Origin of the sequence: Acinetobacter sp. Gutcm_16 (genome assembly GCF_028649355.1) — a bacterium.
Classification (GTDB): Bacteria; Pseudomonadota; Gammaproteobacteria; order Pseudomonadales; family Moraxellaceae; genus Acinetobacter; species Acinetobacter johnsonii.
Genome location: NZ_JAQSUV010000029.1, coordinates 57270 through 74897 on the forward strand (window position 1 = coordinate 57270; position 17628 = coordinate 74897).

The window sequence follows — 17628 nt, forward strand, 5'->3', positions numbered from 1 at the left end:
ATAGGCACTTAAGGTGCCTATTTTTATATTTAAAACCGAGAAATTAATTTTGAATCAACCGAGTCAATTCATCAACATAGTCTTGCATCGGCTTTGGATGTTGGTCTAAACGAGTTTCAATATTTAAACGTAACAGGGGCTCTGTGTTTGAAGCACGTACGTTAAAGCGCCAAGCACCAAAATCTAAACTTACGCCATCTGTGTGGTCAATACTTGGATTTTGATCTGCGAAATGGTCAAAAAGCTTTTGAATCGTGATTTGAGTATCTGCGACTTTAAAATTGATTTCCCCAGAGCAAGGGAATTTAGTGATCATCTCTTCAACCAATGAGGACAATGATTGTCCAGTTTCAGACAGTACGGAAACAACCAACAACCATGGAATCATTCCACTATCGCAATAAGAAAAATCGCGGAAATAATGGTGTGCAGACATTTCACCGCCATAAACAGCATTGTGCTCACGCATTTTGTCTTTAATAAAGGAATGTCCTGATTTAGACTGAACAGGGATACCTTGATATTTCTCTACGACATCAAAGGTGTTCCAAATTAGACGTGGGTCATGGACAATTTTTTCGCCTGATTGTTTGAGTAAGAAGGCTTGTGCTAAAAGGCCAACAATATAATAACCTTCAATGAACTGTCCTTTTTCATCAAACAGGAAACAGCGGTCGAAGTCACCATCCCATGCAATACCCATATCTGCGTGATGTTCAAGTACAGCATGGCGTGTGCTATCACGATTTTCAACTAAAATTGGGTTGGGAATGCCATTGGGGAAATGACCATCGGCTTCATGGTGAATTTTAATAAATTCAACAGGGATATTTAGGGCTTTAAATTTTTCTTCGATCGCATCAATGACATGACCTGCGGCGCCATTTCCTGCATTTACGACCAATTTTAATGGGCGGATTTTAGCAGAATTAATATACCCCATAAGATGGTCAATAAACTCAGGCAGAATATTATATGGTGTGGTTGAGCCTTTTTGCGTGACTTCTGTAAATGCCCCCGATTCTGCTAAGGCTTGGATTTCTGCCAGACCACTATCTGCACCAATAGGGCGTGCTTGTTCTCGAACCAATTTCATCCCATTGTAATCCATGGGGTTATGGCTCGCCGTAATCTCAATACCGCCTTGAACATCGAGATGAAATGCACCAAAGTAAACCTCTTCTGTACCTGTCATACCAAGATCAAGGACATCCACCCCAGCATCATTTAAGCCCTGAATAGTGGCTTGTTTGAGACTTTCACTGGTCAGACGGATATCGCAACCGATAACTACAGTTTTGGGTTGATAAATTTGTCCATAGGCACGGCCAATTTTATAGGCAATTTCTTCATTTAGCTCTGTCCCGAGCTTGCCACGAATATCATAGGCTTTAAAGCAGGTAAGTTGCGACATATGCAATTCTCTATTTAGATAAAGAATAAAGGCTGGATATGTATGAAAGTAATAAAGTTTCATACTAACCTAGCTCTATCTAATTGATATTTATAAACTGTAAATAATTGAAGAAAAAATAAAGTTTCATACTAAACATCATTTTTTCTTCAATTTTTACTATACGTTGAGTAATAAAGTTTCATACTGAAATGAAACTTTAGACTCAGTAAATCACCTTTCATTTTATCTCAATGATGTTAAAAAATCAGTGTAAGCTTTTAGTTTTTCAATATCTTGAAGTAATTGGTTTTTTCTTCTCAAAATATCTGTTTTTAGTTCTGGAAAGTCTATAAGAGCTTGTTCGGAAGCTTTGATTTGGTTTTCATATATCTTTTGCTTTTCTTTTAATTGTTTGGCCTTGAATTCAAGTTTTCCCGCATCATTTTTTACGGTTTTAATATCAAATTGCTTTTTAAAAGTATCCATACTTTTTGTTTCAATAAATGTTGAAAGTCTTGGATTATCTAAATGAATGTTTTTAAGTAAGTGGCCTTGTTGTACAAGTTTCCTCAGAAGTCTATAAAGTTGTTGTTGGTTAGCTCGTTGTTTTTCTTCTTTAGAAAGATTCAAATTGTTCCAAATCTTGTTTGATGTCCATCCATCAATTTGATTTTTGTCTAGAAGGTAAAGAAAAGATTGAAAGAAAGGAGAAGTAATTTGTTTCATGATAGAAAGCTGGAAAACTTAAAAAGAGGATTATAGTCCGTGGATATGTAATCCTCAAATGGTGATAGTTCTATTTTTTAAGCATTTGAATGTTTATGTCAGAACTTACTATTCAATTTGGTCAATTGGTTCGCAAGTACAGAAAAGAAAGAAACATGTCACAAGAACAATTGGCATTGCGCTGTAACATGGATCGAAGCTACTTAGGGCGAATTGAAAGAGGAGAAGTTAATCCTACCTTAGAAAAAATTTATGAGTTGGCTGATGCTTTAAAAATTTTACCTACAAGTTTATTACCAGTAAATTAAACTTTGAGTTCAACTTCGTAAGACCATAGTCTTTTTAATCCTTGAGAAGTTTCACGCGAATAACTTAAGCATTCTGGTAATAAAATAGTTATACCTCTGTCTCTGCCCTCTAACACCCAATAAATGGCGAAACCTAAAGTTTGAGCTTTTGTTGAAAGAGGTGCTAAATAGATATTATTTTTTCCATTAAAATTTAGATCTAGCTCTTTAACCAAGTCACTAATAACTTGGGCTGTAGCAAATGGATTATTAGCAGGAGAAAATTTTCTTTTAGTTATCCAATCGGAATTTTGAGTAATGCTCCCACTTAAAGCTGCTCTCATAGAACTTTGTTGATACATGTCAGCGCTTAATGATGGAAATGAGAATACAGGGTGATAAGTGGCACCATCTTTGTAAGATGCTATTTGTGATAGCATTTTATGGTCATAACCAATATTAATTATTAGATGATCTTTAAATTCAGAGTTCGATGTAGCAGAAATCCCACTTATCGATTTAACAATTGATGAAGTTGTTGTGCTAAAATTCGTATTATCTCCATCAGAATAAAACTTTGGTTCAGAATAAATAGCTGTGAATTTATCTACACCATTATATTTTAAAGAAGCCACTAAAAATATTAACACATGCCGCATAAAACCAGTAATATCGATACAAATGTTTTTATCACTTAAATCTCCAATTCTAGATAATAATTCATTAACTTGAGAAATGTCAGTGATATCAGATGGAATGATTACTTCATTTACTTCTGCGCTAGGTATTTCTTCATTACTAAAATGATATTCTGGATGGACTAGCCAAAATTTTTTAGTAGAAGTTATAGACTCAAATAATGTTTTGACTCTTTCACTATCATTAAAAGCAGAAATAAAAATATCAAAATTAGGAAGGTTCTCTGAAATTTTTGTATATTCAATTGGGCGAGTATAAAAAATAGAATAATCAATCATATGTATTAAACTTAAAAATTAAAAAGATCGTTATGTGCCAAAGATGATTCATCTCTAGTAAATGGTTGATTCCATTTGATATTATAATTTTTTAATAAAGCTTCAAATTCCTTAGCCCGATTAAAATCAAAAATAGCATTTACTAAGTTTGGTGGTAGTCCAATATCACCACGTTTACTAATTGGAAGACCATATATAGGTGAAATCATTGGATTGAGAGAAAATTTTCGATTAATTTTTAAATTATTTCTATTTGGTCGGCCATTTTTTATTTCAAATATAAATGAATAATTTAGTGCACTTTGCAAAGTTTCTTTAGATTGCTTTGTTAATCCTTCATCTGAAAAACTAATTAGTAGTGGGGAAACCTCTGGAATGTTTAAAGCAAATCTAGCTACACGTAGTAATTCACATAAATTTTTTACAGCATCTCTAGCAAGATCTGAAGGTCTGCCAAAATTTGAATCTTGTTCAAATATAAATCTCGCTGAATCTAAAACAGCTTTACTTTGGTCTTCTATAGATAATGGTTTTCCATTGATAAAATCTATATTTTTAAACCTCGCCAAATCATATGCTGCACCTAAAATACTTAGTAAGTTACGAGGGTTGCCAGATGACATTTCAATAAATGTATCCAGTCCAGCATAAATCATAGGTTTGGAAGATTCTTTATTTAATTGAGCAATTAAATCTTTTCTCCAACTAGAATATGAATCTCTATAAGACTTAATACTAGGATCTTTGGGGTCTTGAATAAAGAGAGTACAATCATTTCTAATTTTATTAGCTGTAGCTAAATAAGATTCATCACTTTTATATTCTTTTGCAAACCTAAGAATATTGTGTTTTTTTAAAATTATTGAAAAATCTCTGGTTAAAATATTTAATAGTTCTTCAATATCGTTAGGTTCAATAATGTTGGGTATTTCTTTGAGGGTTTCAATAAATCCATTAATAAACTTAAAATCTTTTCCATTGTTAAAGTTTAAATAATCAATAAATTCTTTATAATGATTATTTTTATTAACATTTTCAAAACATTTAGATAAGTTGAAACTGTTGCTGTCAATGATTTTTTCATAAACTAAGCGTTCTTTAACAAAAGAATAGGCAAAGTCTTTATAATTTGAAACCTCTTGAAGAATATCATCTAAATAGGTTTTTTTGAACTCAACATCTTCTCTATTTTCTTCGCCATTCCCAATAGTACTATATGTTTTAAGAGCATAAAGCCTACCACTTATTCTAAAAGTTACACTACCAGAACTATATCTAATTAAGGTATTAATGATCTCTTGTTGGCTTTCAGTATAAAAATTTTCTATTTCATCAATTAAGTAAAGGAGTGGTATATTTTTAAATGAAGGATGCCAAATATCTATTGCATTCTTAATTTTTATAGAGAAAGTACCTAGTGAAAATGGTGGAATTATGTCTAAAGATTTAGTAAATGCATAGGCATTAATTGCATTATCAATTTTTTTTAATTGTTGGTGAATCCAATTTTTAACAGAAATTAGATCAACAAGATTAGAAAATTCATTTTCATTAAGAACATAAGTGGATAAGAGTTTAATAAAATCATGATTATTAAACTTAACATTAGGTGTGGTTTTTTCTATATCGATTAATATCGAGAATAAATCTTCGGCTAATTTCAGTTCTAGATGAACGCCAAACAGTTGTTGCCATTTTGAGATATCGATATCATTCAAGCAAATAAAACGGCTAGCATCTAATGCATTTGCTCTTAAGAAAACACCTAGTGACTGATGTTGATTTACAATATCTAAGCCAGTTAAATTTGAACTTCTTAATTTCGTTGCATTATAAGAATAATGACGAAGTAAGTGTGTTTTACCTGTTCCTTTACCACCTAAAATAAATTTAGACTTTCTTAAAGTTGGTTCGATAACTGCTTCAACAAAATTTTCACTAATATCGATCCAAAGTTTATTAATTTCTTCGTCAGAGTAATCTGATGCTTTTGCAAATGAGAATGGATTCGAATTTATCATGTTTATGATCTCACAGAGCCATAATTTTTTTCAAATCTTTTGAAAATAGGAAACCAAGAATTACTCGTTTCTGGTATATAACCATCTTTCCAAAAAACTGGTAAAGTATTATTAGGGGTATTGTGAGAAAATCCAATTAATAGCTCACAATCACTATGACCGAATGGATTTGAATAAAGAGGTGAACCATAATGTTCAATTATTTTTTTAAAATTTTCCATATTAAACCAGTCAACTTTTTTGAAATATCTAGCTCCAGTAGTACAACTCTTATAACTCTCATCAAGTTCAAAAAGGCAAACCGCATTTCCATTAAAAACATTATGATCATTAAGAACTTCTAGGCCTTGACTGGTAGAAAATATTGACATAAAACTAATTTGTATATGTGGATTATTTTCTCTAATATTTGCAAGAGTATCTTTTAAATAGCCTGTTATTTGGGTTCCCCCTCCTACAAAGTCATCAAAAAAAACATATCTTTTAATATTAATGTCTCTAGCAATCCATTTAATTTTACCATTTTCATCTGATTCAGCTTTAAATGCATGATAAAGATCTCTAAATAGAAATTTTTTTAAATCATTAACTTGTCTGAAAATATATAATAAATGAGCTCCACTTTCGGCAGGATTACCTACACTGATGAAACGTGATAATTTTAATTCTTCTTCAAATAAATTATTTAAAAGTTCAAAATTAGTGGTGTGGTTATTTTTTTTACGTAGTTCATGAATAATAGGTGTCCGAAAGTAATCCCGATATAGAGATATTAGCATTTCTCTAATCATACGTTGACTGAAAAATATAAACTTTGAAAGTGCTAAAGTCATATATAATTTTTCTTCTTGTTCACTCAGTATTTGGCCAGTAAATTGAGATAGCCACTCTTCAATCTCTGGCATTTTTATTGCATTATCCCATATATCTGAAGCTAAAATTTTTAACTTAGATTCTATTTCTATATAATCCACACTGGAAAAAAAGTCATTCATACTTTTACTTTTCAAATACTAAAACGGTTTCACGAGATATTATTGACGCTGTTCGATTACGCTTTGTCATTAGCCCTCTAGATTTAATATCATCAATAAGAACCAGTTTCAATCGTAACCCATATTTTTTAAAGCAATAAGTCATAAACTCATCATTTCTTAGAGTTTCACCACATACCTGATTGTTTCCTAACACGAAGATGATACGTCCTTTAGGGGCTAGGATACGAGAAAGTTCCTGTGCTACTTGTTCCATCTCAATAAGATATTTCTGAGTTATTCTGGCTCTACTTATGTTGGTTTTGGCTATTTTCTCAATAAGATGAGTATATTTTTTTGGTAAATCGCCTGCCTTTAAACATAATAGTTCCGTTATTAAATGTTCTCTACCTATAGATTTTTCTTCTAAAGATCTTAATCCTTTTGGTGGAACAAAGCCTAACCAATTCAATGAAAGACTAGTAGATCGTATATATTTTTGTGCACTGCCATATGGTGGAGAAGTAATAATTAGTGGTACTGAATTATCTGGCATCTTCGTAGTCAGATCAAAATCTTTAAAAATATCCCTTGCATCTATCCCAACCTTTAACGCACTAATTCTTTTTGGAAATTGAGCGTTAGTCTGTCTAATACGTTCGATATTTGCATCTACAATACTTTTGAATTCCTCTATGACATTAAGATTTTGTATCCAGTCTAATCGCTTCTGAATTCGCTGATTCGTAGCTTCTGAAAATTTTTCTTTGGTTTTTAAACGAACAGGAACACTAATGGCTGGATCTGCATAGCTAATTTTTTTTGCCAAAGATGAAAAACAGACTTTAAAAAAGTCCTTTTCATCGATTTCATCAATTTCATTAATAGCTCTTAAAATAATTTCTAATTTGCTTTTATGTTCAGGTAAATACCACAGATGTGAATTCACCACATCAACTGCAGTGGCTTTTTGGTATCTTTTAGCTTTGACTAGAACTTTTTCTTTAATTTTTATTAGCTTATCAATCGAATAAGATGTTGTTTTTACCTTTGCAATTAATAAGGCAAAAGGATTTGCATCAGCTACCAAGGGTAAGAAACCCTGCATGGATGATTCTAAAGCTACTGTACCTGAGCCACAAAATGGATCTAATACAATTTTATTCTTAAAATTACTATGAGCTTTTAAGAAGAAATTAATTATGTGGGGAAGCAACTTTGCGGGGTATGGGTGAATTTGATGTGTTAACTGATCCCCAGCTTTTAACCAATACACAAGTTTTCTAAAATCGACATTGATTGGAGTTCCAGTAATAGAATACTCAAAAATCATTTTATCTAAAATTCTTTGGACGTACTCATCCTTCGGGGGAGAGTCTTGAAGAATATCTATTTCATATTCATCAGCAGTCATGTATCTATTGATATTCAACTCACCCATTTAAAAGATTGAACTCCATGAATTTTAAAGAAATCTAGCATAATGAAGAGCAGCTTAAATTATTAAACATATTTGGGCAAGCTAATCTTAATTAAGATTAGCTATACCTGTGAAATGTCAGTTTTTATTTTTATTGATAAAGATAGTACAGAGTCTGCTTGACCAGTTGTTTAATTCAGATTCTGAGATTTCCTGACGTTTACTATCCATTCTAGGATGGTTTAATGTACTATTTTTATAGCAAATATTTTTAAAAATTCCTTTTGGCCACCTTAAACATTGAGTGACTACAAGTTCCAGTACTTTAGCTCTATCACTAGTATTCCACTGATTTGTATCTTTAATGAATAGAACACGAGTCGAAAGCGGTTTTTTATTGTCAGATGTATCTACCTCTAAGATCACAATATTTTGATTATTAAGCTGGAAACTCACTTCGGCTACACATCTAGGATTGCCATCGGTTTTTACATGTTTGGAATGACCTTGAATGTTTGGTAGTTTGTGTAATTGAAAGCTGAAATTCTTGATAGGGTTCTCTTTGCAAAACAAATCAATCATTTGTTGAAATGCAGAGAATCGATCAAGATACAGGTGAAGGTCTTCAGTCTCATCTTCTGCACCGTTAAATTCAGCAGAGGGAACAGAGCCTTCAGAAACTGGCTCGTTAGTACTAACACCTGATGATTCATTAGCAGATGGTAGGTCTTGATCTTTTGTACCGTAATTTCTATGGCGAGATTTTTTTGATGCTTTCCTTGTCTCAATTGCTTCAAGAAACTCAAAACTAGTAGGAACTACATCAATAATTTGCACATCATCGTTACTACCTTCTTCGTCATCTTTAATTGTCGGTTCTTTCCCATTATTTTTAATGCCTGAAGAGCTTTCAGTTTTACCACCTGATTTTGACTCTATGAATTTATCGCTATAGAACTCAACCTCTTTTGAGATATGGCTTGAGATTTTTTGAAATCCTGAAATTTCATTTACAAAGAACTCAAAAGTTTCTGCTCTGTAGTAACCATAGGTGTCAAAGATTACGCCATCAAGTTGAGGTGGGTTAAAACAAAAATTCCAGATACGATATTGATCAAAATCATAGCCATATTGGGTGAAAAATTGGCTGATACTTTCGAAAGATTTCCTAATATCACTATCAAGTAGAATCCAAGATAAGATTCGTCGTATGCCAGCATCGTTGAAATGAGAAATTGGGTATGAGCATGCTGGCAAAATATTGATGAGGTAGTGATCTGGATTTGAAACAATATCGAAATCGATACTTAAACTGTTTTCTAAAATCGCTGATCTTGCTAAATATGGGGTATAGAAGAACAAAGACCGAGCAAGTTCAAATTGAGGGAGCTTAACTTTGATTGTTTCCGACATTGGCTGACCAAATTGATCAACACGTACTGCATCGAATAAGAAATAATGCTCTAAAAATTTTCCCTTTGCTAAGTCTGAATTGTAGGTAGAGGATACCCAATCTTGAGTTGAGGTAATTTTAAACCGTAAATGATAGCCTTTAGTATATTCTTGCGTGGGGTTGATATGGGTGTTTTTTCTCAACAACTTTGCATTGGAAAAATTAGTATAGTCTGATGAGATCAGACCATCTTCATTTTCTAGGCTTAAGTTAATTGCCCAAGTGGTAGAATTATGTTTTTTAAATAAGGCACCAATCTTTTTTATTTTCATATCTTTAGCTATGTGACTTATTTTAGCCATAATTAATCCTTTTAATTTGATTTAGGAATTTAAGAGCTTCATCGGTGAATCTTTCTTCGCTTAATCCCGATTTTCGCAAGATTTTCCAACCAGCTTGGTGCTGATTAAATATACAAAATTGAATAATAGTTCGAGTAATTCTTCGGATTTGATAATCGCTAATATCTTCTGAATAAATATTCAGAAATTTATTTGTTAAAGGAAGTTGGTGTAGGTTTTTTTCTACAGTGGAATGTTGAGGTAATTGTTTTAAATACCAATTTCTTGATTGTCTAGGCAAATTCAAATCGTCTAATGATTTATAGAATAATTTGAACAGTTGTTTTACCAGCTGCCAATCCCTCAGAGGCCAATTGACTTTTTTACGGCTTGATGTAGGTAAAACATGAAATCTTTTGTTTTGCGTTAGCAACCAAGTTTTATCATTGCGATAAAGCCATGCGTATAAAGCGGCATTTTTGAGTCTAGAGGGCTTTATTCCGTATTTTAGGATCAAAGATACCCACTCATTACGTTTTTCTGTGAGTGTTGATATGTCTTTATACTCCGTTCCTTGAATTTGTGTATCGGTATTAGAAGGATTAGATGGCATCTGATGGATTTCGCTTACAATGTCTTTCCACGTCCAGTCTTCAGGGTAGAGAGCCTCTAATACAATAATATGTTCAAGATAACTGAAAGACTTACGATGCTTTCTGAAGATTGCTTTAAGCCAACTTGTTTCAGATTTCAGTTCATCTAGGTGATGTTGCTGTAACCATTTTAGATCCCATGTTCTTATAACTGCTGCATGAATTTTTGAATGATCAATGTGTTTAGAAGCTTTGTTGAAACCTAATCGTTTTGCAATACGTTGATAAAATTGACTCCATTGATGGAAAGTAGGTGATGTTGTTGGTGGAAGCTTTAACAGCTGATCAACATACCTACTAACGATTAGATCTAATTCATGAGCAGGGTTATTAGGTTGCTTTCGATCTAGGATAAAACTTGCAGGAATAAATTGATGCCTTCCACACAAATGGGCTGTTGGTAAAAATTCTGTCAATTTAATTTTATGTTTGCTGCAACAATTTGCGCCTTGGATATACCAAACTCTTGACCAAAAGAATTCTCCATATTGGCGATATTGGTCTTTTAAGCAAAGGTGACAGTATCGATGCATTGATATTTGTTTAACTTTGGATGCCGCTACTCCTAATGTTAAATGGATAGAACCTTTTGATTGATTCCCCATCCATTGAAGGCATTTTAAACGTATGTTTTCTGGAGAAAATAAAGCGTGGATGGGAAAAAGCGTATGTTTATAGGCAAGATTTTCAAGCGTGTAGTGTGGTGGTAGATGCTTTAAAAGGCATGTTAGATGGCTAGGTAAATCAATCGTGGCAATAACCTTACGATTAGCAAATACTTCTTCGAGTAATTGCTTTGGACTTGTAATAGCATGGTGAATTCCAGCTCGTGCTATCGTGCTGTAAATTAACTCATTAGGATATGTTGTAGGAAAGTTCAACATGCCAATTCCACTATTACATTGATTGTACCCAAGTTTGAGTATCAAAAATTAAATCGCTTGATTGAAGAACGTCATAAAAATTTTGTGATTTTTGCTTTTGAGAAAATTTAAACCTTAAATCATCTGACGGTAAGCTCATCCATTCACTTTGTTTTATTTTTTTGAGATTCATTTTCTCGGGTTTAATTTCTTTGTCCGCCTTAACTTCAGTGAGCCAATTCGAAACGATAGGCATGAGTTCTTTCATATTAAGGTGAGGGAAGTCGACAAAGGCTTTTTTGATTGCAGAGATTACTTTAGATTCTGGATATCCAGTGGCAATCAGTAGGTTATGCAATCTTTGTGCATGTACATTTCCATTGTATTGTTCAACTTTTTCTTGTTCTTCTTCTATTTTTTTCTGAAGTAGAAGTAAGGTTTTGTCCACATATGGAATAGTTAGGTCGGAATAGAGTGCGATGCGATTAGGATCTCCAGACTTGAGTGCTTCTATCATTGGATGGACAAATTTGAGTTCATCTTCATAGACCTGTCTAAGCAAACGAGATGTAATTCTTTCTAGCCCTGTCATGATCGCTCGGCATTGAGCCAAGACAAAAAGTTTGACGACTATATCTAGTACGCCTTGAGAGAGTTCATACCAACAGTCTCGAATTTCTTCACTCAGTTGTTCTTTATTGGTTAGCCATTGGTATTTCCAAAGGGCATTGGTGAAAGCAATCCATTCTGTTCTAGTTGCGGTATTTGATAATGGGGGATTGTTCTTCATAGGTTCCCATATAACAGCCCCAAAACCAGCCCCACGACGCGCTGAACGTAGATCACCATCAAATATAAATTTGGCTTTAGGTGTGCCGACCATAACCACTGGCAAACCTACAACATTGATTAAGGTGACAAAAAAGTTCAGCATTTTTTCAGCACCACCTGAATTTTTAACACTCAGGTGTTGGATTTCGTCAATGACGAGCACACCAATAGCATAGGTATTGGTAATTTGACGCATATAGTTTAGTAGAGCTTCGATTCCTAATCTTTTTAAGGCCACTTTTCTTTCAAAATCTGTTCCCAATGCAACATCAATCGCCTTAAAGAAATGCAAACATAAATTTTTCAATGAGCCATCATGAGGGCAGTCTATTTTGAGATAAACGAGTTGAGTGAAGTTGTATTTTTCATGATAAATCACTTGAGGATAAAGATTCAGAATGCGTTGTAACGTTGTGCTTTTACCACTGCCTGAACAACCGATAAGTGAATAGCTTAAAGCTGTAGATTTCGGCGCATCAAAACGAAAAGCATTAATGTCTCCCGACATAATACGTTCATAACCATTTTGCAAATGTTGGTGCAATTTCCCATCAGCAATATTGCGCCCTACATAGCCTTGACGAATTAATATTGCAATTTTTTGTTCTAATGAAATATGTCGAGTAATGGGTTGAAAAAATTGATGAAGAAGTTGAGATGAAAGATGAATTCTTTCGTTCTTAGATCTCAGAATATCTTCAGGATTAAAGTCCACTTTACCAATCAGATTAGCTTTGATATCTGCAATTTCTTGCATGATTGGTGGAAGAGCTTCAATAAATGGATTGTCTTTATATTCACCAAAACTAGGTGTGTAACGGGCTTGAATAAAATTTAATGGCAAAGTCATTTAGTCATCCTCACCAAATAATTCGTCTGTTAAGTCTGGATAATGAACTGATTCAGCATCTTGAGGCTTAATTGAGGTTTTCAGTTTAGGCATTGGAATAATATTTGTATCCGCTATTTCTTGCTGTTTTACCTTAGCTTTGCGTTCACTACTTTTTTCTTTTGCTTTATTTTCAGTTATTTCAGCGATTCGTTGAGATGGTTTAATTGGACACTTCGAATGCTTAGTTTTAAATTTCTCATTGATAAAAGCTTCAAGCTCTCTTCGTTTTTTTGAAGCCTCTAGTTCGTGCTGTACAAGGTGCTCTTTTTGGGCTTTTTGCCTTTCTTTGACTTCCCACAAAGTACAATCTTTAAATTCTCTCGATCGATCGGAGAGAGACCCCATCCAATATTCGAGACTATTATCTTTCGGAAAAATATAAATTTTATTCACTGAGTAAGGATCATATGCGGCTTCAAGGTTTTGAGGACGAGAACTTCCTGTTTTACGATGTAACCAACCGAGATCAAGTACTTCTTTTGCTAGGTAGTAAAGACCAAATGCTTTAATGCCTAAGTCTGATATTGTGATTTTAGTACGTGGCAATAATGCGATTCTGAGAGCTTCTTCTGGAACATTTCTCAATTTTCCTGTTCTGTTTTGAATGCCCCAATTCCATAAATGTAAGGGTATGGTTGGTAAGTCATTGGGCATATCTGCTTCACGGTCATATGTTTTTAACACATGAAATTGATTGTGCGAGATGATGCAGGCAAGAATGATTTCAGTAAATTGGTGAATATTTAATGTGGCATCTTGGCGGTAATCATTACCACCAGTCTTTTTTACAGTGGTGCCTTCAACAACACCTTTTCCTTTACCTTCTTTTTTGAAATAAGCCTGATACGTATTGAAAGCTTGCTCTACGATGCCTTTAGCATCACCACGTCTAGCTGGCGCATTTTCGAGTCTTACAGCGAAAGTTTTTTCTAAGGCTTCAATTTGATAGCCTAATAGTTCTCCTCGATCCGCGAGTAAAGCATCAGGTAGACCCACAGCTGGCCAATCTTCTGGCTGAATTGAGATCCCATACTCAGCACAATACTTAACCTTGTTGGTCATCGCTATATTCAATGCTTGTATAGCAGCTAAATATGAAGGTGATTCAAAACCGATATAAAAGCCTGCGACTAATCTACTGAAGACGTCAATCACAAAGTAAATGGTGGGTCTACCAACGATACTTTCTGGATTTGAATTTGAAACAAGATAAATATCAGCGATCGTGGCATCAATTTCATAACGTGCACCAGGGCCTAAGGCTTGAGCGTTAGATGTTGATTGCAAAGGACGATAGTCTTTGCGGTAGTTGGATGTACCAATACGAGCTTTTACGCTTTCAATTTTTTTGAATTCTTTTTCGTAGTAATACTTAAACTGCCATATTGTTGGAATATCTGATTCTGCTATATCGGGATATAGATTTTTATAAGTGGTTTGAAATTTTCGATATACAAATGGGAGTGAATGTTTGTTGTCTTTTAAAAAGAATAATTTAATGGTGCGATAGAAAAGCTTTTCAATATCTTCATTAACATTAATGCCTTGTTCACTATTATAGATACGAGGTCGACCTAATTTTTTGTCTTTAGCTGTTCTTTTTTGACCCTTAGCTCCACTATTTTTGTAATCAGGAAGTAATGCATTAGGAGTTTGTCCTCTTTGCCAATATCTGCGAGCTAAGCGATAAATAGTTTGTTTGGTGACGTCATGTTTATCCATGATTTCCCTAATTATTTTTCCTCTTTGAGCTGGAATATAAAATAACTCATGAGAAATTAGAGGGTAAATAAGAGCATAATTTTGGTCACGTTTTATTTCTTGTATTGATTCCTTCTTCGGCTGAATGAAAGCAAGTGGCTCATGTGGGTCTATTGCTCTTTTAATATTGCCATCTTCCAAACCTTTTAAGATTTCTGTTCTACTAACTTCAATTGGAAAAGCATTTTCCAAGTCAAGATTAATCCAAATCACAGAGTCAGGTAGGATAGTTAAAATCCTAAATAAAGAGCTTTCAAAACTTAATACTTCATTAATTTTCAGCATGAAGTACCTCATTCCAAATATTAAGCTCGCCCAATTGAATATGATCTGTATTCAAATCCTTAAAAGAAATATTAAGATCAAATATGAAATACCGCTGAGCCAGCAAGTCTCTAATTTCTCTTAAAGATTGTCCTAACTCAAAATGATATTTTTGATCAACAGTTCTCGCTAATTCATTAATCTTTTTAGATTTATTTTTAATAAAAATATCTGCATAAAAGTTAAGTTTATCTAGCGTATCTTGTTCACTCAGTTCCAGAGTATTTATTGAACTGTATAACCATTGAATGTTCTGGCTGACAGTTTTAGGAACTTGATACTCGGTAAAAATATAAAAAGGTATGTTTTGCTGTTTCCAATATTGTCGTTCAATTTCTATTTTTTCTATTGTGCGTGGGTCATTGAGAGCATTTGAATATTTAACTTGGACTACAAACTTAGGTGTTATTGAATTATGTGTATCCACTAAAAAATCGCTTGTCATAATTTGATAGTGTTTGCCAAATCTAGGGTGAGGGATTCCAATTGTCTTCGCAATTTCTAGAGTTTGTTCGAGGTCTAAGGGATATTGTTCTCGGATATCGATAGTCGTTGAATGCCATTCTAGTAATAGAAAAGTAGAAAGCTCTAGATCGGAGAGAAGGTGATGAGTTCTTTGGCTTTTATGACCAAAAACTCGGTGAGATCGACCTTCTGAACTCACATCTCGAATTGTGAGCCAAGGCTTATAGTTATTTCCAAAACCCTGTCCTCGTCCTTCTTTAATCCATTTTTGAATTTTGAGTTCATGATTTTGTGTGTTCTTAAAGTTGGCCATAAAAAAATCCACACATCATGCTGTTTAGAGCATAGCTTGTGTGGATTTTTTGAGCAATTCGGTATTACACTTTATTACTCAGTATGAGACTTTATTACTTAGTATGAAACTTTATTACTCTCATACAGGATATCCAGCCTTTATTTAAATAATTATTCTACAGTGACCGATTTAGCGAGGTTTCGAGGTTGGTCGACATCCGTGCCACGAAGGACTGCAACATGATAAGACAGCAGTTGTACAGGTACGCTATAAACAATTGGAGCCAATATTGGGCTAATGCTTGGTACATAAACCACATGCTGACGGTCTTTGGCTTTAATGCCACTATTTTCATCGGCAAAGACAAAGAGTTCACCACCACGAGCTTGAACCTCTTCCATATTCGATTTGAGTTTATCGAGCATATCATCTTTCGGTGCGAGAATGACCACAGGCATGTCATTGTCGACTAAAGCGAGCGGACCATGTTTAAGTTCACCTGCGGCATAGCCTTCAGCATGGATATATGAAATCTCTTTGAGTTTTAACGCCCCTTCAAGTGCGATCGGGAAATTCGTGCCACGACCTAAGAATAAGCAGTGCTGCTTCTCTACGAAAAGTTCAGACAAACGTAAAATTTCAGGGTCATTACGTAAGGTATCTAAAATTACTTTAGGGGTATGCCAAAGTTCAGCCGTAATCTCAGCCACATGCTGTACAGAAATGCTTTTCTTAACTGTACCGATTTTTAGGACCAATAACATCAGTGCTGCAAGCTGCGTGGTAAACGCCTTGGTCGATGCTACACCAATTTCAGGACCCGCTAGTGTAAGCAGACTATGATTGGTCTCACGTACCATAGACGATGTTGCGACATTACAAATAGTCATGGTGGTGATATCAGCACCTTTTGCTGCAGCACGTTTTTGGGTATCACGCAGTGCGGCTAAAGTATCAGCGGTTTCACCAGATTGTGAAATGCAGACATAAAGTGTGTGATTGACAATTACAGGGCTGCGATAGCGGAATTCGCTCGCAATTTCTACTTGGCACGGTAAATCAATCAGTTGTTCAAACCAATATTTGGCAATCATCCCTGCATGGTAGCTGGTCCCACAGGCAATGATTTGGATTTGCTGAATTTTTTGGAAATCCGCGACTGCATTGGCAAGAAAGTCTTCACGCAGTGCATTGCCATCTAGAGCTTGAGAAATGGTTTGTTGAATCGCTTCGGGTTGCTCATAAATTTCTTTGAGCATGTAATGTTTATATTCACCTTTAGATGCATTGCTGACGGCAGCATCTAATTCTTTGATTGGGCGCTCGACCCGTTGACCAGCGACAAAAACTTCAATGCTATTGCGGGTTAAACGAGCAATATCACCTTCTTCAAGGTAAATAAAACGATTGGTAATAGGCAGTAAAGCCAATTGATCTGAACTGATAAAGTTTTCGCCAATACCGACGCCAATGACCAAAGGTGAACCTTCACGCACGGTAATCAGTTCATCTGGATGGTCGGTATGTACGATACCCAGTGCATAAGCCCCTTTAAGCTGAGGCACAACTTGTTGCACAGCTTCCAGCAAGCTTGGGGTAGACTTTAAAGCATCTTTAACCAAGTGAGCGACCACTTCAGTATCGGTCTGTGAGGTAAATACATAGCCTAAAGCTTCAAGATCGTCTTTGAGTTCTTGATAGTTTTCAATAATGCCGTTATGGACTACAGCAACATCGCCTGAAATGTGCGGATGTGCATTATCTTCAGTGGGTTTGCCATGGGTTGCCCAACGTGTATGTGCAATACCTAGAGAACCGAGAATATTGGATTGATTAACGGCTTCTTCTAGATTGGATACTTTACCGACACGTCTTTCGCGTAAAACTTGGCCTTGATTGACCAGCGCTAAACCCGCAGAGTCATAGCCACGATATTCAAGACGCTTTAAACCTTCAATTAAAATATTGGTAATACTACGTTCTGCAACGCCACCGACAATACCGCACAT

13 protein-coding genes are annotated in these 17628 nt (G+C 34.6%); 1 reads left to right on the forward strand and 12 read right to left on the reverse strand.

From position 1 onward, the window contains the following. Positions 1-43: 43 nt before the first annotated feature. Positions 44-1414 carry a phosphomannomutase CpsG gene (locus tag PTT44_RS07380; protein ID WP_273795598.1) on the reverse strand — a complete coding sequence of 457 codons (1371 nt, stop codon included), beginning with the start codon at positions 1412-1414 and terminating at the stop codon, positions 44-46. Between the two features lie 225 nt (positions 1415-1639). Then, positions 1640-2122: a hypothetical protein gene (locus tag PTT44_RS07385; protein ID WP_004760341.1), complete on the reverse strand. Its 483-nt coding sequence runs from the start codon at positions 2120-2122 to the stop codon at positions 1640-1642. A gap of 89 nt (positions 2123-2211) precedes the next feature. Between PTT44_RS07385 and PTT44_RS07390 the strand changes: the two genes are divergently transcribed. Further along, positions 2212-2430, forward strand: a complete 219-nt coding sequence (locus PTT44_RS07390; protein ID WP_004760343.1) for a helix-turn-helix domain-containing protein — start codon at positions 2212-2214, stop codon at positions 2428-2430. Here the strand turns inward: PTT44_RS07390 and PTT44_RS07395 are convergent. The 10 genes from PTT44_RS07395 to glmS form a co-directional block, all read right to left on the reverse strand. After that, the gene (locus PTT44_RS07395) at positions 2427-3386 is read right to left on the reverse strand and encodes a hypothetical protein (RefSeq protein WP_004760344.1); all 960 of its coding nucleotides are present in this window, start codon (positions 3384-3386) and stop codon (positions 2427-2429) included. The genes PTT44_RS07390 and PTT44_RS07395 overlap by 4 nt on opposite strands. 11 nt (positions 3387-3397) lie before the next feature. Next, positions 3398-5407: an ORC-CDC6 family AAA ATPase gene (locus tag PTT44_RS07400; protein WP_273795599.1), complete on the reverse strand. Its 2010-nt coding sequence runs from the start codon at positions 5405-5407 to the stop codon at positions 3398-3400. Between the two features lie 2 nt (positions 5408-5409). Beyond that, entirely contained in the window at positions 5410-6402 is a 993-nt protein-coding gene (locus PTT44_RS07405) for a phosphoribosyltransferase-like protein (protein WP_004760349.1), read from the reverse strand. Positions 6403-6406: 4 nt separating this feature from the next. Beyond that, the gene (locus PTT44_RS07410; protein ID WP_004760350.1) at positions 6407-7822 is read right to left on the reverse strand and encodes a DNA adenine methylase; all 1416 of its coding nucleotides are present in this window, start codon (positions 7820-7822) and stop codon (positions 6407-6409) included. 117 nt (positions 7823-7939) lie between these two features. Further along, on the reverse strand, positions 7940-9556 hold the full coding sequence (locus tag PTT44_RS07415; protein ID WP_273795600.1) for a Tn7-like element transposition protein TnsE: 1617 nt from the start codon (positions 9554-9556) through the stop codon (positions 7940-7942). Next, positions 9549-11072 carry a TnsD family Tn7-like transposition protein gene (locus tag PTT44_RS07420; protein WP_273795601.1) on the reverse strand — a complete coding sequence of 508 codons (1524 nt, stop codon included), beginning with the start codon at positions 11070-11072 and terminating at the stop codon, positions 9549-9551. The genes PTT44_RS07415 and PTT44_RS07420 overlap by 8 nt, the downstream gene beginning before the upstream one ends. Positions 11073-11085: 13 nt before the next feature. Further along, positions 11086-12732: an AAA family ATPase gene (locus tag PTT44_RS07425; RefSeq protein WP_273795602.1), complete on the reverse strand. Its 1647-nt coding sequence runs from the start codon at positions 12730-12732 to the stop codon at positions 11086-11088. Beyond that, entirely contained in the window at positions 12733-14820 is a 2088-nt protein-coding gene (locus PTT44_RS07430) for a transposase (protein ID WP_273795603.1), read from the reverse strand. Beyond that, positions 14807-15637 carry a TnsA endonuclease N-terminal domain-containing protein gene (locus PTT44_RS07435; protein ID WP_273795604.1) on the reverse strand — a complete coding sequence of 277 codons (831 nt, stop codon included), beginning with the start codon at positions 15635-15637 and terminating at the stop codon, positions 14807-14809. The genes PTT44_RS07430 and PTT44_RS07435 overlap by 14 nt, the downstream gene beginning before the upstream one ends. A gap of 152 nt (positions 15638-15789) precedes the next feature. Next, positions 15790-17628: a glutamine--fructose-6-phosphate transaminase (isomerizing) gene (glmS, locus tag PTT44_RS07440; protein ID WP_094148730.1), complete on the reverse strand. Its 1839-nt coding sequence runs from the start codon at positions 17626-17628 to the stop codon at positions 15790-15792.